The 15,867-nt window shown below is 58.3% G+C and carries 17 protein-coding genes; all 17 read left to right on the top strand.

Features of this window, described 5'->3' with window-relative positions; all coding sequences use genetic code 11:
- The first annotated feature begins 10 nt into the window (after positions 1–10).
- The 17 genes from pepV (at position 11) to H7B67_RS07390 (ending at position 15,790) form a co-directional block, all read left to right on the top strand.
- A complete protein-coding gene (pepV, locus tag H7B67_RS07310) occupies positions 11–1,474 on the top strand; it encodes a dipeptidase PepV (protein WP_185119119.1) in 1,464 nt (487 codons plus the stop codon).
- Positions 1,471–2,922, top strand: coding sequence for a leucyl aminopeptidase family protein (locus H7B67_RS07315; protein ID WP_185119120.1), 1,452 nt, complete (start codon positions 1,471–1,473; stop codon positions 2,920–2,922). Before pepV ends, H7B67_RS07315 begins: the two co-directional genes overlap by 4 nt.
- Positions 2,923–2,931: 9 nt before the next feature.
- Positions 2,932–3,633, top strand: coding sequence for a copper homeostasis protein CutC (locus H7B67_RS07320; RefSeq protein WP_185119121.1), 702 nt, complete (start codon positions 2,932–2,934; stop codon positions 3,631–3,633).
- A 600-nt stretch (positions 3,634–4,233) separates the two neighbouring features.
- A complete protein-coding gene (locus H7B67_RS07325; protein WP_185119122.1) occupies positions 4,234–4,476 on the top strand; it encodes a DUF4321 domain-containing protein in 243 nt (80 codons plus the stop codon).
- A gap of 24 nt (positions 4,477–4,500) precedes the next feature.
- Positions 4,501–5,154, top strand: a complete 654-nt coding sequence (locus tag H7B67_RS07330; protein WP_185119123.1) for a Maf family protein — start codon at positions 4,501–4,503, stop codon at positions 5,152–5,154.
- Positions 5,155–5,221: 67 nt separating this feature from the next.
- Positions 5,222–5,911, top strand: a complete 690-nt coding sequence (gene radC, locus H7B67_RS07335) for a RadC family protein (protein ID WP_185119124.1) — start codon at positions 5,222–5,224, stop codon at positions 5,909–5,911.
- Between the two features lie 39 nt (positions 5,912–5,950).
- The gene (locus tag H7B67_RS07340) at positions 5,951–6,982 is read left to right on the top strand and encodes a rod shape-determining protein (RefSeq protein ID WP_185119125.1); all 1,032 of its coding nucleotides are present in this window, start codon (positions 5,951–5,953) and stop codon (positions 6,980–6,982) included.
- A 71-nt stretch (positions 6,983–7,053) separates the two neighbouring features.
- Positions 7,054–7,905, top strand: a complete 852-nt coding sequence (gene mreC, locus H7B67_RS07345; RefSeq protein ID WP_185119126.1) for a rod shape-determining protein MreC — start codon at positions 7,054–7,056, stop codon at positions 7,903–7,905.
- Positions 7,906–7,907: 2 nt separating this feature from the next.
- On the top strand, positions 7,908–8,429 hold the full coding sequence (gene mreD, locus H7B67_RS07350) for a rod shape-determining protein MreD (protein ID WP_185119127.1): 522 nt from the start codon (positions 7,908–7,910) through the stop codon (positions 8,427–8,429).
- An 81-nt stretch (positions 8,430–8,510) separates the two neighbouring features.
- Positions 8,511–9,170, top strand: coding sequence for a septum site-determining protein MinC (minC, locus tag H7B67_RS07355; RefSeq protein ID WP_185119128.1), 660 nt, complete (start codon positions 8,511–8,513; stop codon positions 9,168–9,170).
- 4 nt (positions 9,171–9,174) lie between these two features.
- Positions 9,175–9,969, top strand: a complete 795-nt coding sequence (gene minD / locus H7B67_RS07360; RefSeq protein ID WP_185119129.1) for a septum site-determining protein MinD — start codon at positions 9,175–9,177, stop codon at positions 9,967–9,969.
- 6 nt (positions 9,970–9,975) lie between these two features.
- Complete coding sequence (locus H7B67_RS07365) at positions 9,976–11,121, top strand: FtsW/RodA/SpoVE family cell cycle protein (protein ID WP_185119130.1); 1,146 nt, start codon at positions 9,976–9,978, stop codon at positions 11,119–11,121.
- Positions 11,122–11,238: 117 nt separating this feature from the next.
- Positions 11,239–12,393, top strand: a complete 1,155-nt coding sequence (locus H7B67_RS07370; protein ID WP_185119131.1) for a M23 family metallopeptidase — start codon at positions 11,239–11,241, stop codon at positions 12,391–12,393.
- Positions 12,386–13,261 (top strand): M50 family metallopeptidase, encoded by an 876-nt coding sequence (locus H7B67_RS07375; protein ID WP_185119132.1) that lies wholly within the window; start codon positions 12,386–12,388, stop codon positions 13,259–13,261. The genes H7B67_RS07370 and H7B67_RS07375 overlap by 8 nt, the downstream gene beginning before the upstream one ends.
- A 32-nt stretch (positions 13,262–13,293) precedes the next feature.
- A complete protein-coding gene (locus tag H7B67_RS07380; RefSeq protein WP_185119133.1) occupies positions 13,294–14,529 on the top strand; it encodes an Rne/Rng family ribonuclease in 1,236 nt (411 codons plus the stop codon).
- 178 nt (positions 14,530–14,707) lie between these two features.
- Positions 14,708–14,998: a hypothetical protein gene (locus H7B67_RS07385; protein ID WP_185119134.1), complete on the top strand. Its 291-nt coding sequence runs from the start codon at positions 14,708–14,710 to the stop codon at positions 14,996–14,998.
- Between the two features lie 63 nt (positions 14,999–15,061).
- Complete coding sequence (locus H7B67_RS07390; RefSeq protein WP_185119135.1) at positions 15,062–15,790, top strand: class F sortase; 729 nt, start codon at positions 15,062–15,064, stop codon at positions 15,788–15,790.
- Positions 15,791–15,867: the final 77 nt, after the last annotated feature.

A 15,867-nucleotide genomic window follows, 5' to 3' on the forward strand; every position in this document is an offset into this window, starting at 1 on the left:
AGTGGGAACCATGGATTGGAATATGGAAGCTGAGAAGAGGAAGGATCGGCTGTTGGCCGATCTCTTCGCTCTTCTTCGCATAAACAGCGTAAAGGACCTGGCGTCTTCGGAGCCGGGCAAGCCGATGGGCAAGGGCATCGCGGAGGCTCTGGACTATATGCTCGAATTGGGAGAGTCGGCCGGCTTCCGGACTCGCAACCTGCAAGGGTATGCCGGATACGCGGAGTACGCGCCTTCCGAATCGGACGATTACGTGGCGGTGCTCTGTCACCTGGACGTCGTTCCCGCGAGCGGCGAATGGACGACGCCTCCGTACGAGCCCGAGATTCGGGACGGGAAGCTCTACGCCCGCGGAGCGATCGACGACAAGGGACCGGCGATGGCCGCGTTCTACGCGCTTAAGATCGTGAAGGAGCTCGGACTTCCGGCGAAGCATAACGTTCGCCTGATTCTCGGAACGGACGAGGAGCATGCCTGCGACTGCATGACGATGTACCGGAAGCTGGAGAAGCCCCCGCTGTGCGGCTTCACGCCGGATGCGGACTTCCCGATCGTGCGGGCGGAGAAGGGGCAGATCAACGTCAAAATCATCCTTGAAGCGGGCGAGGACTCGGCGGCGCAGAGCTCGCGGTGCGAGTTTTATTTAAAGTCGTTTATAGGCGGAGGCACGGCGAACATGGTTCCGGAGAAGGCGGAAGCCATTGTCCAGGGAGAGGCGGCGAGCCTCGAAGCGCTGGCCGTCGTTTTTGGAACCTATTGCAAGGAGAAAGGGCTGGCAGGAAGGGCGGATAGGGAAGACGGTGCGCTCGCGCTTAAGCTCGCGGGCGTGTCCGCGCACGGCATGGAGCCGCAGCTCGGACGCAACGCCGCGCTCGAGCTGCTCCACTTCCTCCGCCGATTGTCGCTTCAACCGGACGCCGAACGTTACGTCGCCTGCGTGAACGATCATCTGCACGGGGATTGCCTGGGCCATGCGTTCGGGGTGGCGATGAGCGACGATGTCACGGGGGCTCTGACGATCAACACGGGGATTCTGCAATATATCCCGGGAGAAGAGTCGTTCTTCCATCTTAATCTCCGCTATCCGGCTTGCGGTACCTCCTCCTTCATTCTGGAGAACATCTCGAAGCGGGTCGAGTCCTATGGCTTCCATGTGGACACCCCGATTCTCAAGGATCCGCATCATGTGCCGGACGAGCATCCGATGATCCGCATGCTTCAGCGGGTATACGAGGAGGAGACGGGTCTTCCGCCGACTCTGCTGTCGACCGGCGGCGGAACGTACGGGGCGCTTATCCCGAACGGAGTCGCCTTCGGGATGGAGTTCCCGGGAACGAAGTCGACCGCCCATCAGAGAGACGAGCATGTCGAAATCGAACAATTGCTGCAAGCGACCGCTATCTATGCCAGGGCCATCTATGAATTGGCGAATCTGGATTTCGACGCATCCGAGGTTGGAGGATGGAAGGCATGAACGGCTTGATCATTACTTCAGGCGGTTTCGGCTCCGAGCCTGCCGAAGCGGTCGTTTATCCGATATTCGAAGACGAGATCGGTACTGTCGCAGCCTCCGGGGAGCTTCCGTTCGAGATTGCTCCCTATATGGCGAAGAGAGGGGAAACGACCTGGTTCTTCGGCCGAGGGGGAGAGCGCCATTATCTGATCGTCGGCCTGGGCCGCAGCGAAGCGTGCAGCCTGGAACGGATTCGGGAGACGGCGGGAATCGCGGGCCGCGCCCTTAGGAAGCCGGGATACCGAACGGTCGACGTCTCGCTTGCTTTCGGTTCCGGGATGCCTGCGGGCGAGAGCGAGCTCGTATGCGCTTGGACGGAAGGCTGGCTGCTCGGAACGTACGAATTCAATTGCTATCGGCCGAATCGAACGGGAGCGTCTCTTGAGAGGATGCATCTCTTGTCCGATAATGGATATATAGAAGAGATCGAGAGGGTTCGAATGCGGGTCGATTCGATCGCGCTTGCGCGCGATCTGGTCAACGAGCCCGGCGATCGGTTGAATCCGAATTCGTTCGTCGAGCGAATCGAGGCGCAATTCGCGGGAACTCCCGCGAGGATGAAGGTCTATCGCGGCCTCGAGCTCGTCGAACGCGGGATGAACGGACTGTTGACCGTCGGCCGGGGGAGCCGCTATTCTCCCGCTCTCGTGGAGCTCATCTACGAGCCGGTTCCGGGAGAGGCGCCGATCGCGTTAGTCGGCAAGGGAGTCACCTTCGACATGGGCGGCATGAACGCGAAAACGGCGAACGACATTAGCGATGCCCGCATGGACATGGGCGGAGCGGCGGCGGTCGTCGGAGCGTTGGACCTTCTCGTTCGCATGGGTGAGCGTCGCAACGTCGTCGCTCTTCTGCCGATCGTCGACAACGTGCCGGGACCCGGCGCTTACCTGCCCTCGGAGGTGGTCTCGTACCCGAACGGCTTGACCGTTCAGGTGAAGAACACCGATGCGGAAGGCAGGCTTATCTTGGCCGATGCCATGCTGCATGCGGCCAAATTCTCGCCTTGCGAGATGATCGACGTGGCGACGCTAACCGGCAACGTCGGGCAAGCGCTCGGTCTCGGCATCGCGGGCATGTGGGGCGACGAGGGGATGACCTCGCGTCTTCATGCAGTCGGAGAGAGGAACGGCGACCGCATCTGGGCGATGCCGCTCATGGACGATTACGAGGAGCAGCTTCGCAGCGATTACGCGGACCTCGCGAATTGGGCGCCGACTCCTTACGGAGGAGCCATTCTGGCGGCTCTCTTCCTGCGCCGGTTCTCGGGCGGCTTGCCTTGGGTGCACATCGACATGGCGAACACGTCCCAAGCGAAGAGCGAACGAGGGTATTGCCCGATCGGGGCTTCGGGTTACGGGGTCAGGCTGCTCGCGGATTATATCCTTGGGGGAGTAACGGAAAGGTAGGATCACAACATGCTGTTGGAAGTCATAGCGACCAATTTGGCCGACGCGATCGCCGCCGAGCGCAGCGGGGCGCACCGGATCGAGCTCGTCACCGGTATGCTGGAAGGCGGGCTTACGCCGAGCATCGGCCTCATCGAAGAAGTTATTCGTTCGGTCACGATTCCGGTGAACGTAATGGTGCGTCCGCATAGCTTGTCGTTCGTTTACGGAGCGGAGGATCTTCGGACCATGAGAGCGGACATTCGCGCCATTCGCGGGACCGGGGCAGCCGGCATCGTGGTCGGGGCGTTGACGGAAGACCGCAAAATCGATACCGCACTGCTGCGGGTGCTGATCGCGGAGGCGGAGCATCTCGACGTGACGTTCCATCGCGCCTTCGACGAGACGGAAGACCAGTTCGAGGCGCTAGGGGAGCTCGCCGCGTTCCCGCAGATCAGCCGGGTGCTGACGTCCGGAGGGCAGCCGTCCGCGCTGCGGGCCATGGGACGAATCCGCTCTCTGGTCGAAGCGACCGAGGGAACGAGGCTGCGCATTCTGGCCGGGGCCGGCTTGACCGTGGAAGCCCTGCCTGATTTTCTCCGCCAGACGGGCGCTCCCGAAGTCCACTTCGGCTCCGCGGTGCGCGAAGACGGCCACGGCCTGCGCCCGATCGTTCCGGAGCGCATCGCCTCGATCAGGTCTATTTTCGAAGAGTTGGAGCGGGAAGGGTAAGTCGTTAGGTTTAAACCGATATAGCTCATAGTTCGATTGAAGTCGATTGAACTAGGCAAAGTGAACGCATGCGGCAACGAGAGAATCTGAGGAGTCCTCCTACGCGCTTTGGCGGGAATAGGCGGCGATAGCCTGAAGAGGGCAGTTAGACTGCGCACATTGTTGCGGTAGCGAGTCGGTAACCGGAAGAAGGCAGTCTAACTACGCACTTCGGCTGAATAATGAGACGGATAGCCTGAAGAGGGCAGTTAGACTGCGCACATTGTCGCGATAGCGAGCCGGTAACCGGAAGAAGGCAGTCTAACTGCATTCTTTGACGGGAGTTGCATCCAATGCCGAAGCTAGGGATCCGCGCCCCATTCGCGCTAAGCAAAATCATATCGTTTTATTAGGGTTGTCTCATAACCGCAATCTGCGGGGAGGCAACCCTCTTTACTTGCGACGCCCGGTCGAATTGTGTAGAGGTGCCGATTACCGCGGTCAACCGGCCGAAACGGATGGCAGCATCGCATAATGGGGTCCATTTACGCATTGAACAGGCAACGCGGGCAACGTATAATGAATGAACAAGTGTCAAAAAATGGTGGGAGACGTTGAAACGTGAAGAAAAGCGTTTGGGTTCTAGTGCTGCTCATATTTATCGGATTGCTGGCGGGAGCGATGGTGGCACGATGGCTGGAGGACGTTCCGGGGCTTGATTTTCTGACGCGTTCCTACAAGATCGATTGGTCTCCGTCCGCCGACCTTCTCGTCGTGGATTATAATATCCATATCGGACTCGACATCAGCCTCCTCAGCATTATCGGAGCTATCGCGTCCGTCTGGGTATACCGCAAAATGTAAGTTATCGAAAGGACAGAACCTCCAATGACATCCAATGTAACGAAAACAAGTTCATCTCATTCCGCGGAAGCGGCGCAGGCAACTCTCGTGCTCGCTTCTTCGTCGCCTAGGCGGCAGGAGCTGATCGCGAAGCTCGGGCTGCCCGTAATCGTTCGCCCGAGCGATGCCGACGAGACGACGCCGGCCGGCTGGAGCCCGGCGACCATCGTCGAGGAGCTGTCGGTTCGCAAGGCCAAAGCCGTCGCGGAAGCGGCGGATCCTTCCGAGCTGAAGGGAAGCGCGCCGCTGACCATCGTCGTCGGCAGCGATACGATCGTGGCCCTGGACGGCGAAGCGATGGGCAAGCCCAAGGACAAGGCCGATGCCGAAGCGATGCTCGCAAGGTTGCAAGGGCGCAGCCATGAGGTATATACCGGCGTGACCCTTCTGGAGATCGGAACGGGACAAGCCGTAACCCGGCATAATGTCACGAAGGTTCGCATGCGGACGCTGACGGCCGAGCAGATACGCCGGTACGTGGAGACGGGAGAGCCCATGGACAAAGCCGGGGCGTACGGCATTCAAGGCGGCGGAGCCTTGCTCGTCGAAGGCATCGACGGAGACTTCTACAGCGTTATGGGACTGCCCGTCTCGCTTGTGGCCGAGATGCTGGAGCCCTTCGGAATCGCGTTGCCTTAACGACCCGACCCGATGACCTTGAGACGACTCCCGCGGCCGACGCGGATAGCCGAGAAGAGGAAGAAGGATGGAACAAAGAGTTTATACGTTAAGCGATCTGCCGGAGGAAGAGCGTCCCCGCGAGAGAATGATGCGCAACGGTTCCGAATCGCTTAGCCATGCGGAGCTGCTCGCCATTCTGCTCAGGACGGGAACCCGCAGCGAATCGGCCGTCCATCTGGCCCAGCGGATTCTGAACGATTGCGGCGGGCTGCGGAGGTTCGCCGAGCGAAGCTGGGACGAGCTGACCCACATTCGCGGCATCGGACCGGCCAAGGCGCTGCAGCTGCAGGCGTCGATCGAGCTCGGAAGGCGAGTGGCCCGTTCCCGTCTGCCGGAGATGCCCCGGATTGCGAAGCCGCAGGATGCGGCGGACCTTCTGATGGAAGATCTGAGGCATTACCGCGAGGAGCACTTCGTCTGCTTGTTCCTGAACACGAAGAATCAAGTGATCGGCCGGCAGACTCTGTCGATCGGGAGCCTAAGCGCTTCCGTCGTCCATCCTCGCGAGGTATTCCGGGCGGCGATCCGGCGAAGCAGCGCCTCCATTCTCTGCGCCCATAACCATCCGAGCGGAGACCCGACTCCGAGCCCCGAGGACATCCAAATCACGAAGCGGCTCGCGGAGGCGGGGCAGCTGCTCGGAATCGAGCTGTTGGACCACCTGGTAATCGGTGACAATCGATATATTAGTTTGAAGGAAAGCGGATGCTTGTAATATAATAAGAAGGATTGTCCCAACAGGAGGTAGCAGCATATGTTTGGTGGATTTACGCGAGATTTAGGAATTGATTTGGGAACGGCCAACACGCTAGTTTACGTTAAAGGCAAAGGAATCGCAGTGAGGGAGCCGTCCGTGGTTGCCCTGCGTACCGATACGAAGAAAATCGAAGCCGTGGGAGAAGCCGCGAAGAAGATGATCGGGCGCACGCCCGGCAACATTCGCGCCATTCGCCCGATGAAGGACGGCGTCATCGCCGACTTCGATACGACGGCTACGATGATCAAATATTTTATTCGCAGAGCACAGAAGGAGCGCTCCTTCCCGCCGCGCCATCCGAACGTCATGGTGTGCGTTCCGTCCGGAATCACCGCCGTCGAGAAGCGCGCGGTCGAAGACGCCACCAAGCAAGCCGGCGCCAGGGAAGCATACACGATCGAGGAGCCGTTCGCGGCGGCGATCGGAGCCGATCTCCCGGTATGGGAGCCGACGGGCAGCATGGTCGTCGATATCGGGGGCGGCACGACGGAAGTCGCCGTCATCTCCCTCGGCGGCATCGTCACGAGCCGTTCGATCCGGGTGGCCGGAGACGAGATGGACGAATCGATCATGCAGTACATCAAGCGGCTGTATAATCTGATGATCGGCGAGAGAACGAGCGAACAGCTCAAGATGGAGATCGGTTCGGCGCTTCCGCTCGACAAGGTCGAATCCATCGAGATTCGCGGCCGCGATCTCGTGACGGGGCTTCCGAAGACGCTGGCGATCACGTCGGACGAGATCACGGAAGCGTTGTCCGATACGGTCAACGCGATCGTGGAAGCGGTGAAGGTGACGCTCGAGAAGTGTCCTCCGGAGCTCTCGGCGGACATCATGGACCGCGGCATCGTGCTGACCGGCGGCGGGGCGCTCCTGCGCAACCTGGACAAGATGCTCTCCCGCGAGACGGGAATGCCGGTCATCGTCGCGGAGAATCCGCTGGATTGCGTCGCGATCGGAACGGGCAGGGCGCTCGAGAATATTCATCTCTTCAAGAGCAAAGGCAACTCTTCTTCCCGCAAACGTTAATCGCAAACGGAAATAAGAACGGATAGGAGCCCGGCGGCAGGGAAAGCAGGTGACTGATTATTTTTAAGATCATGCGCAACAAAAGGCTGTTCATTCTTATGATCGGGCTCATTTTGTTCGTCTCCTTGCTGGGGTTCTCATATGGACGTACCGGGTTGACTTGGCCTGAGCGCTTCGTCAACGATGCTGTCGGAACCGTTCAAGAAGCGTTGTACCGGCCGGTCGGGGCGGTGTCGGATTTTTTCCGCGACCTCGGCCGGCTTTCCGACGTGTATGAGGAGAACGAGCAGCTTCGCCAGACGGTTGCCCGTTATACCCAAGACAAGATACGCTACAACATGATCGAGAACGAGAATAAGAGACTTCAGGACGAGCTTCATTTTACCGAGAGACAGAAGCAATTATACGATTATCGTTATTTGATCGCCCAAGTGATCGCAAGCAGCTCCAACCCGTACGACAAGACGATCAAGATCAATCTCGGTTCCAATGACGGCATCAAGCCGAAAATGGCGGTAACGACGGTGGACGGCCTGGTCGGGCTGGTCAGCACGGTGTCGGAGTTCACTTCGACGGTCACGCCGATCTCGGAGCTGGACTCCGCTTCGGCAGACGCGATCTCGATCGCGGCGACCGTTCTCGGGAGAGAGGATCAATCGTTCGGCATCGTCGATTACGACAAGGAGAACAAGGTTCTCCAGATGAGCAAGATCGACGAGAACGATCAAGTCGTCGAGGGAGATTTGATCGTGACCTCCGGATTGGGCAACGTACTGCCTAAAGGCCTGATTATCGGAACCGTCATCAGCAATCAGGTAGGAGACTTCGGTCTCACTCATACGGCCACGATCGAGCCCGCAGCCAAGTTCGATCACCTGAACGAGGTGTTCGTCGTGGTGACTTCAGATGTGGATGCGCCTTGACCATGAGAATGAACCGGACGATTCTGATAACCTTGCTTTTGCTGCTTGTGCAGACCTCCATTCTGCCCTGGCTGATCCCCTCGGGCTGGAGCGATAGGCTTCTCCCTCACCTGCCTTTCGTGATGACGGTGTTCGTCGCCTTGTTCGGAGGAAGATACAAAGCCTTCTTCTTCGGGCTCGGCTTCGGCTTGCTGGAGGATATTCTCTTCTATGGGGAATTGTTAGGCACCTACGGGTTCTCGCTGGCTCTTATCGGCTATTTAATCGGTCTTGTAGGCGAGCGGAAGAGCCACCTGCTCAGCTTTATGCTTCTCGCCATCGGGCTGGGAAGCCTGATCATGGATTCGATCGTGTACTTCGTCTATCAGCTGTTCAAATTGACGGGAGATTCGTATCTCTTCGCCCTCTATTGGCAGATCGTTCCGACCATGCTGCTTCACGTGGCGATCGCTCTGCTGCTCTATCTGCCAGCCCGCCGCAAGCTGTCGAAGCCCGGCTCCGGCGAAGAGAAATCGGCGACTTGACGATCCGGTTCTCGCTTGCGCCGGGAGGAGTCCCGGGGCTTCGGACAGAATTGTTGTAATTGTAGGGAGGGGCGGACGGACGTGAGCGTCAAATCGGCCATTACGATCAAGGGTACCAAGGAAGGCCTTATCTTTCTGTTGGACGATCAATGCGATTTCATGTCGCTGCTTGATGAATTGCACGCCAAGCTGGATAAGCATGAACAGCAATTGACCGGCCCGATGGTTCACGTCTTCGTTAAGCTCGGTTCAAGGAACCTGGACGAAGAGGACAAGGAGAAGATCAGGGGCGCCATTCGCCGGCAGGGGAACTTTCTCGTGCAGAGCATCGAGAGCGACCTGGAGGCGAACGTACCCGCCTTGGAGCCGCCTAGCCTGCAGACGATGACCGGAATCGTACGTTCCGGTCAAGTGGTTCAGCACGACGGCCACCTGCTGTTTATCGGCGACGTGAATCCGGGAGGAAGCATCCTCTGCACGGGCGACATCTACGTGATGGGCGCGCTGAGAGGAATGGCTCACGCAGGGTGCGAAGGGAACGATTCCTCGATCATCGCGGCCTCCCTGATGACTCCGACGCAGCTGCGAATCGCCGAGGTGATCAGCAGGCCTCCGGAGGAATGGGCGTCCGCCGAGCCTTGGATGGAGTACGCGTATTTAAGGAACGGAACCATGGAGATCGATAAGTTGACTCACTTGCATCATTACCGCAAGGAAGCCATGCTATTTAAAGGAGTGTAGAGCGATGGGAGAAGCGATTGTCGTTACGTCCGGCAAAGGCGGGGTCGGCAAAACAACCACGTCGGCCAATCTGGGGACCGCGCTGGCGTTGCTGGGCAAAAAAGTGTGCATGGTCGATACCGACATCGGTCTGCGTAACCTGGACGTCGTCATGGGACTCGAGAATCGGATTGTGTACGATCTGATCGACGTCGCGGAGGGTCGTTGCCGTCTTCCTCAAGCGCTCGTGAAGGACAAGCGGTTCGAGGAGCTGTACATGCTTCCGGCCGCGCAGACGAAGGACAAGAACGATATTACCCCCGAGCAAGTCGGCAAGATCGTCGAAGAGCTGAAGCCGGACTTCGATTACGTCATCATCGATTGCCCGGCCGGGATCGAGCAGGGCTTCGACAACGCGGTGGCGGGAGCGGACCAAGCGATCGTCGTCACGACTCCGGAGAACGCCGCCGTTCGGGACGCGGACCGCGTCATCGGGATTCTGGACAAGCGGGGAATCAAGTCTCCCAAGCTGATCATCAACCGGATTCGTCCGAACATGATGAAAAGCGGGGATATGCTGGAGATCGACGATATCTGCCAGGTGCTGGCGATCGATCTGGTCGGCATCATTCCCGACGACGAGCTCGTGATCCGGGCCGCGAATCACGGAGAGCCGACGGTGATGAATCCGAATTCGCGCGCCGCGATCGCTTACCGCAACGTTGCTCGACGAATATTGGGAGAGACGGTTCCACTTATGCCGCTAGAAGAGAAGACAGGGGTGTTCGGGCGGGTCAAGAAGTTTCTTAGAATGGGATGAGAAAGCTTGCTGAACCGAATTAAAAAAATAGATTGGCTCATGATGCTGATCCTGTGCGGGTTCATGGTCATCAGCGCTCTGGTTGTCCGAAGCGCCACGCATAACACGAGCTACGTCAACTTCGATATCCGGACGTTGATGTATTACGGAGTCGGCTTCGTCGTCCTTCTGCTGATGACCTTGGTCGATTACCGGCTGCTGCTCAAGGGCTGGTTCATCTGGTACTTGATCGGAATCGGTTCCCTGATCGCGGTATTCTTCTTCGCTCCCGTAAGAAACGGCGCCCGGAGCTGGTTCGAGCTGCCCGGCGGCCTGACCATCCAGCCGGCCGAGATCATGAAGCTATTCCTGATCATGGCCGTCGCGGCGGTGCTCGGCAGGCGGCAAGGGGATCCGTTGCGCATGCGGACGGACGTGATGGCGATCGCGGTCGTCGCGTTCGTTCCTTTCGCCCTCGTCATGGTCCAGCCGGACCTCGGCAACGCGATGATTTATATCTTCATCGTGCTTGGGATGCTATGGATCGGCAATATCCGCTACACGTACGTCGTCATCGGGCTCGGAGCCGTCGTCGGCGGACTGGTGCTGTTCGTTACCTTGTTCAATTCCTTCAACGATGAGATCAAGACTTATCTCACGGATCACGAGAAGGGTCACTGGTACCAACGGATCAACACGTACATCCATCCGGACCAGGCCTCCGACGACGAACGGCGTCAATCCGAGAACGCCAAGATCGCGATCGGCTCCGGCGGGCTGTCCGGGGACGGCTACATGCAAGGCGAGTCGAAAAACCGCAAGTTCATCCCGTATCCGTATTCCGACTCCATCTTCGTCGTCGTCGGGGAGGAATTCGGCTTCCAGGGGGCAGCGGTCCTGCTTCTCCTCTACTTTATTTTCATCTACCGAATGATAATAATCGCGTATCAATGTTACGATCTGAGAGGGTCTTTCATTATCATCGGGATAGCCTCCATGCTGGTGTTCCAAATCTTCCAGAACATCGGAATGATGATCGGCCTCATGCCGATAACGGGGATCACCTTGCCGTTCATCAGCTATGGAGGCACCTCGCTGATTCTGAATATGCTGTCGATCGGTCTAATCTTCAGCATTCGAGCCCACCAAGAGAAGTATACGATGGATACGTAACGATGAGCCGTCCCGGCAAGGGGCGGCTCTTTGCATGTTCGCCGTTCCCCGCGCTTCTAAATGCGATGGACTTGCCATATCGTTGTACTAAGAAGCGGGACAAGGGAGGAACGGGGGATGCAGGTACGGGATAATATCCGCGAGAGAAGAAGGAACCGGATCATGCAGCTGACGGGGGTTCGCCCGGAGAGCCGGCGTTCGGAGCCGAAGACGATAGAATCGCCCGAGCGCGGAGGTTATTCGAACGAGGAGCTCCCGGAAGAGAGGATCGAAAGGATCAAGACGTCTTCGAATTTGATTCCGAGCCAAGGGGCCCGATTAAACGCGGATTCCGATTCGGAAGCCGAGTCGCAAGAGGACAGCTTGACGGCCTTGAACCGGTGGCTCGATTCCGCCGACTCCCCGGAAGTTCAACGCCGGCCGCCCGCCGCGGCGAGAGAGCCTAGGGATTCATTCGCGGAACAGGATCCCGAGAAGTGGTGGAAGGAACGGCAGCGCATGCAGTTTTCCAACCGGAGGCCGGTCGGGAATGAAGATTCGATTCCGGCGGGAATGGGATCGATAAAGAGCTTAAGCGATTTTCCGAATCTTGCAAGGGGCGGCTCCGGTTGGCGGGAAGGTCCGGCGGAACCGCCTCATGATGGGGGATGGAGCCGCTTTATTCGCGGTTTTATGATGCGTGCGGCGATTGCATTGCTGCTGCTAGGGGCGGCTTGGGCCTGGTTCCGGTTCGAGCTGCCCGGCAGCGGGCAGGCGAAGGCGTGGACCGTTCAAGCGATCACCCGGGACATGGACTACGTCGCCGTTCAGGAATGGTATGAACGAACGTTCGGCAGCACGCCGGCTTTCCTTGAGCTGCTGAATCGCCGGGACAATACGGAAGCCGTAAGCGCGGATTGGAACCGGGAAGAAATCGCGCTGCCGCTAACCGGGACGATCGTTCAACCTTTCGAGCAGGATGGCACCGGCATTCGAATGTCCGCGCCCGCCGGAAGTCCGGTCAAAGCCGTGCATACCGGAAGGGTAACGCAGGTAACGCTCGACGAGCAAGGGATCGCGACGATTCAGATCCAGCATCCGAACCGGGTCGTTTCGGTTTACGGCAACGTGGACAATGTCGTCGTCAAGGCGAACGATTGGGTGGAAACGGGGGCGAAGCTCGGAGAAGCGGCAGCTTTGGCGGCGGGCGAGGATGAAGAAGGGGGATTCTACTTCGCTCTTAAGCGGGACGGTAAATTTTTGGATCCAACGGAAGTGATACCGTTTGATTAAATGGCGAGGAATCGCCTTTAAGCTGCATCCCTTGTTCGTCCTGCTTATGCTGCTGGCGCTGGCGATGGGGGAGTGGCTGGGCGTGGTTACGCTGTTCGGGATCGTCCTGCTTCATGAGCTCGGGCACTTGGCGATGGCGCTTCGGTTCGGTTGGACGATCCGGGAGGTTAAGCTGCTGCCCTTCGGCGGCGTTCTCGAAGTGGAGGAAGCGGGAACGGTTCCCGCGAAGGAGGAGGCTCTCGTGGCGATTGCGGGCCCGGCGCAGAACGCCTGGCTCGCTGTCGCCGCTTATCTGGCGGGCTTGCTTGGCTGGGTGGATACGGCTTGGTCGCATGATTTCATCAAAGCCAACGCGCTTATCCTTCTCTTTAATCTGCTTCCCATCATGCCGCTGGACGGAGGGAAGCTCGTTCAAGCCTGGATGAGCCTGCGGATTCCGTATCACCGAGTCCTCTTGTGGAGCTCCCGTCTCAGTCTTTTTTTCAGCGCGGCGGTCGTCCTCTATTCCTTCGTTCCCCTTCTCCAAGGCGGCGTTCTGCAGATGAACGCGCTCGCCGTCGGCCTGTTCCTATGCGCCTCGAATTGGACTTATCGGAAGAACGTTCCGTTCGTTTTCTTGCGTTTTCTCGTGCACCGGGCACGCCGTTCGGAAGGACGCATCGACCGCGGAACGCTCGCCCAGCCGATCGTCGTCGCGGAACAGCGCCAGCCCTCCGACGTGGTCAAGCTTCTGATGAAGGAACGGTACCATCTCGTTTACGTCATCAAGCAGGGGAAAGTTCAGAAGGTGGTTCCGGAAGATCAGCTGGTCGACCGATTTCTCCATACTCTGACAAACGGACATGCGGATTTGCGATTTTTCATGTAAAATGGAGAAAAGTCGAGGCTCGGGAGGTAGGCATGAAGCAGCTGTTCGTCCATTGCACGCGCAACGCAACCCATTCGGCGCTTATGGAAGACGGTCGACTGACGGAGTTCAGCCTGGAGAAATCGGAAGGAACGTCGATCGTCGGCAATTTGTACGTAGGCCGCATCGTGAATGTGCTGCCAGGCATGCAGGCGGCTTTCGTCGATATCGGCTTGCCGAAGAATGCGTTCCTCTACGTGGATGACGCTCTTCATCCTCATCTGGATAAGCAGCCGAAGGAGAAGCCTTCCATCGCGGAGCTGCTGAAGCCCGGAGAAGAATATATCGTTCAAGTCATGAAGGAGCCGCTGGGCGGCAAGGGAGCGAGGGTGACCACGCATTATTCGTTGCCGGGCCGCTGGCTCGTCTATATGCCTCAAGCGGATTACGTGGGCGTCTCGAAGAAGATCGAGCACGAGCCGGAGCGCAACCGGCTGAAAGGACTGGCCGAGCAGCTGCGCGAGCCTGGGGAGGGCGTCATCCTGCGGACGAACGCGGAGGGCGAAAGCCCGGAGGCGCTGCTGGAGGATTTGACGGCTCTGCGGGGAGTCTGGAACGATATCCGATCGCGGGCCGCGCGGCTGAGCGCGCCGGCGGAGCTCCATCGGGACTTCGGGCTTGTCCAGAGAATCGTTAGGGACGTCTTCACTCCGGATACGGAGGAGCTGGTCGTCGACGACGAGAATGCGTACCGGGAAGCGACCGCTTATTTAAGACAGACGGCCCCGTCGCTCGCGGAGCGGGTACGCCTCTATAAGGAATCTCCGCCTTTATACGATAAGACGGGAATCAACGAACAGCTGGACAAGGCCTTCAAGCCGAGGATCTGGCTGAACAGCGGCGGCTATCTGGTGTGGGACCAGACGGAAGCCCTTACGGTGATCGACGTGAACACGGGCAAATATACCGGCAACGTCGATCTGGAGGAGACGGTCTTCCGCACCAATATGGAAGCCGCGGAAGAGATTGCGAGGCTTCTGCGGCTGCGGGACGTCGGCGGCATCATTATCGTCGATTTTATCGATATGGAGACGGAAGAGCACCGGCAGCTCGTCGTGCAGCAGCTCGAAGGCACGATGAAGCGCGACCGGACCAAGTGCCAGGTGCTCGGCTGGACCCGGCTCGGACTGCTGGAGATTACCCGCAAAAAAGCCCGTGCGAACGTGGAAAGCTATCTGTACGAGACTTGCGCGGCTTGCAAGGGACGCGGGAAGATTTATATCCGTTAGATTCAGTTTCTCCGACTAGTTTCGCTGCTGCCGTCGCAAGGTCAGTTTGGCTAAATTATGCATTAGCGCTTAGTCGCGTTTGGCTTAACCGCCAACGGATTACTGGAATGAGCGCGGGCGAAAAGTCCATCCTATGGCATGGGTCAACCCCAAACAGCCATCAAGGGAGGAATTTCGCTTGAAGAAAGTCGCCATTGCCGTTTTGTCCGGATGCTTGCTCCTCACTGCCGCTTCCGCCACGGCGTCCGCCGCGCCCGCCGAACACCACAAGATGCATGCCAAGAGCGAGACCAAGCACAAGATGCATGCCAAGAGTACCCATAAGCTGCATGCGAAGAGCGCTCACAAGCACAAGCTCAAAGCCAAGAGCGCCGAGAAAGGCAAAATTCTTGGCAAAAGCAAGTTCAAGGCCAAGGCAATCACACCTAAAGCTCTTCCTAAAACAGGCTACGGCGGCGTAAGCGAGTAAGTACGATTCGCGGCGCGGAGGAAGAGGAATAACGCTCCGTTCAACCTTAAAGGATGATGAGGAATGAAGTCGTTCATTCTCTTCTTCGCTTTAATCGCGGCTTCGTTGACGGTGACCGGCTGCGGTTCGGATTCGACCGGGCCTGCCGAGGAGAGGAAAGAGACTTCGGAATCCCTGCAGAAGGTTGATTCGGCGAAGCCGGAGACGACGAGGCAGGAGACAAGGAGTCCGGAGACGACGGAGAGCCCGGCGCCGTCCGCAACGGGCGAATCTCCAGGTCCTCTTCAACTTGAGGAAGGGTCGTCCAAGGGAGCTCCAAAGCCTCTCGAAGGGAAGACGGCCCGACTCTATTTTACCCCTAACCGGCTGCTGATCCCATCCGTTCGAATCGACGCTCCGGTCGATCCGGTCGGAGTGTCGGACAACGGACAAATGGAAGTGCCGGAATCGACCGTACGGGCCGGAATCCTGTCGCCGGGCGTAAAGCCGGGACTTCCGGGGACCGCTTTGATGGCGGGACACGTGGACAACTATACCGGTCCGGCGATTTTCTATCCTCTTAAGAAGCTAAAGCCGGGGGATCCGATTCTGTTGACTAACGGCAAGGGACAATATTTGGTCTATAAGGTAACTTCGGTCGAGTCGTTCAAGACGGCCGAAGCCCCCCTGGACCGGATATTCGGCCATACCGAAGAATCAAGGCTTAATTTGATTACTTGCACGGGCAAGTACGATCGGAAACGCAAGGAGCACGAGAAAAGGCTGGTCGTCTTTTCGCGATTGATGCAGTAAGGCTGAATAAAGCAGAAACCCGTTGCTTCGGCAGCGGGTTTTTAATGTTTTCCGCTGAAACGATAAGCGAAAGGAGG

The organism is Cohnella thailandensis (genome assembly GCF_014212135.1).
Lineage (GTDB): Bacteria > Bacillota > Bacilli > Paenibacillales > Paenibacillaceae > Cohnella > Cohnella thailandensis.

Excerpts from the sequence above, each read along its gene's own strand:
- pepV (WP_185119119.1), top strand. The coding sequence starts at position 11 with ATGGATTGGAATATGGAAGCTGAGAAGAGGAAGGATCGGCTGTTGGCC.
- H7B67_RS07315 (WP_185119120.1), top strand. The coding sequence starts at position 1,471 with ATGAACGGCTTGATCATTACTTCAGGCGGTTTCGGCTCCGAGCCTGCC.
- H7B67_RS07320 (WP_185119121.1), top strand. The coding sequence starts at position 2,932 with ATGCTGTTGGAAGTCATAGCGACCAATTTGGCCGACGCGATCGCCGCC.
- H7B67_RS07330 (WP_185119123.1), top strand. The coding sequence starts at position 4,501 with ATGACATCCAATGTAACGAAAACAAGTTCATCTCATTCCGCGGAAGCG.
- radC (WP_185119124.1), top strand. The coding sequence starts at position 5,222 with ATGGAACAAAGAGTTTATACGTTAAGCGATCTGCCGGAGGAAGAGCGT.
- H7B67_RS07340 (WP_185119125.1), top strand. The coding sequence starts at position 5,951 with ATGTTTGGTGGATTTACGCGAGATTTAGGAATTGATTTGGGAACGGCC.
- mreC (WP_185119126.1), top strand. The coding sequence starts at position 7,054 with ATGCGCAACAAAAGGCTGTTCATTCTTATGATCGGGCTCATTTTGTTC.
- mreD (WP_185119127.1), top strand. The coding sequence starts at position 7,908 with ATGAGAATGAACCGGACGATTCTGATAACCTTGCTTTTGCTGCTTGTG.
- minD (WP_185119129.1), top strand. The coding sequence starts at position 9,175 with ATGGGAGAAGCGATTGTCGTTACGTCCGGCAAAGGCGGGGTCGGCAAA.
- H7B67_RS07370 (WP_185119131.1), top strand. The coding sequence starts at position 11,239 with ATGCAGGTACGGGATAATATCCGCGAGAGAAGAAGGAACCGGATCATG.
- H7B67_RS07380 (WP_185119133.1), top strand. The coding sequence starts at position 13,294 with ATGAAGCAGCTGTTCGTCCATTGCACGCGCAACGCAACCCATTCGGCG.
- H7B67_RS07390 (WP_185119135.1), top strand. The coding sequence starts at position 15,062 with ATGAAGTCGTTCATTCTCTTCTTCGCTTTAATCGCGGCTTCGTTGACG.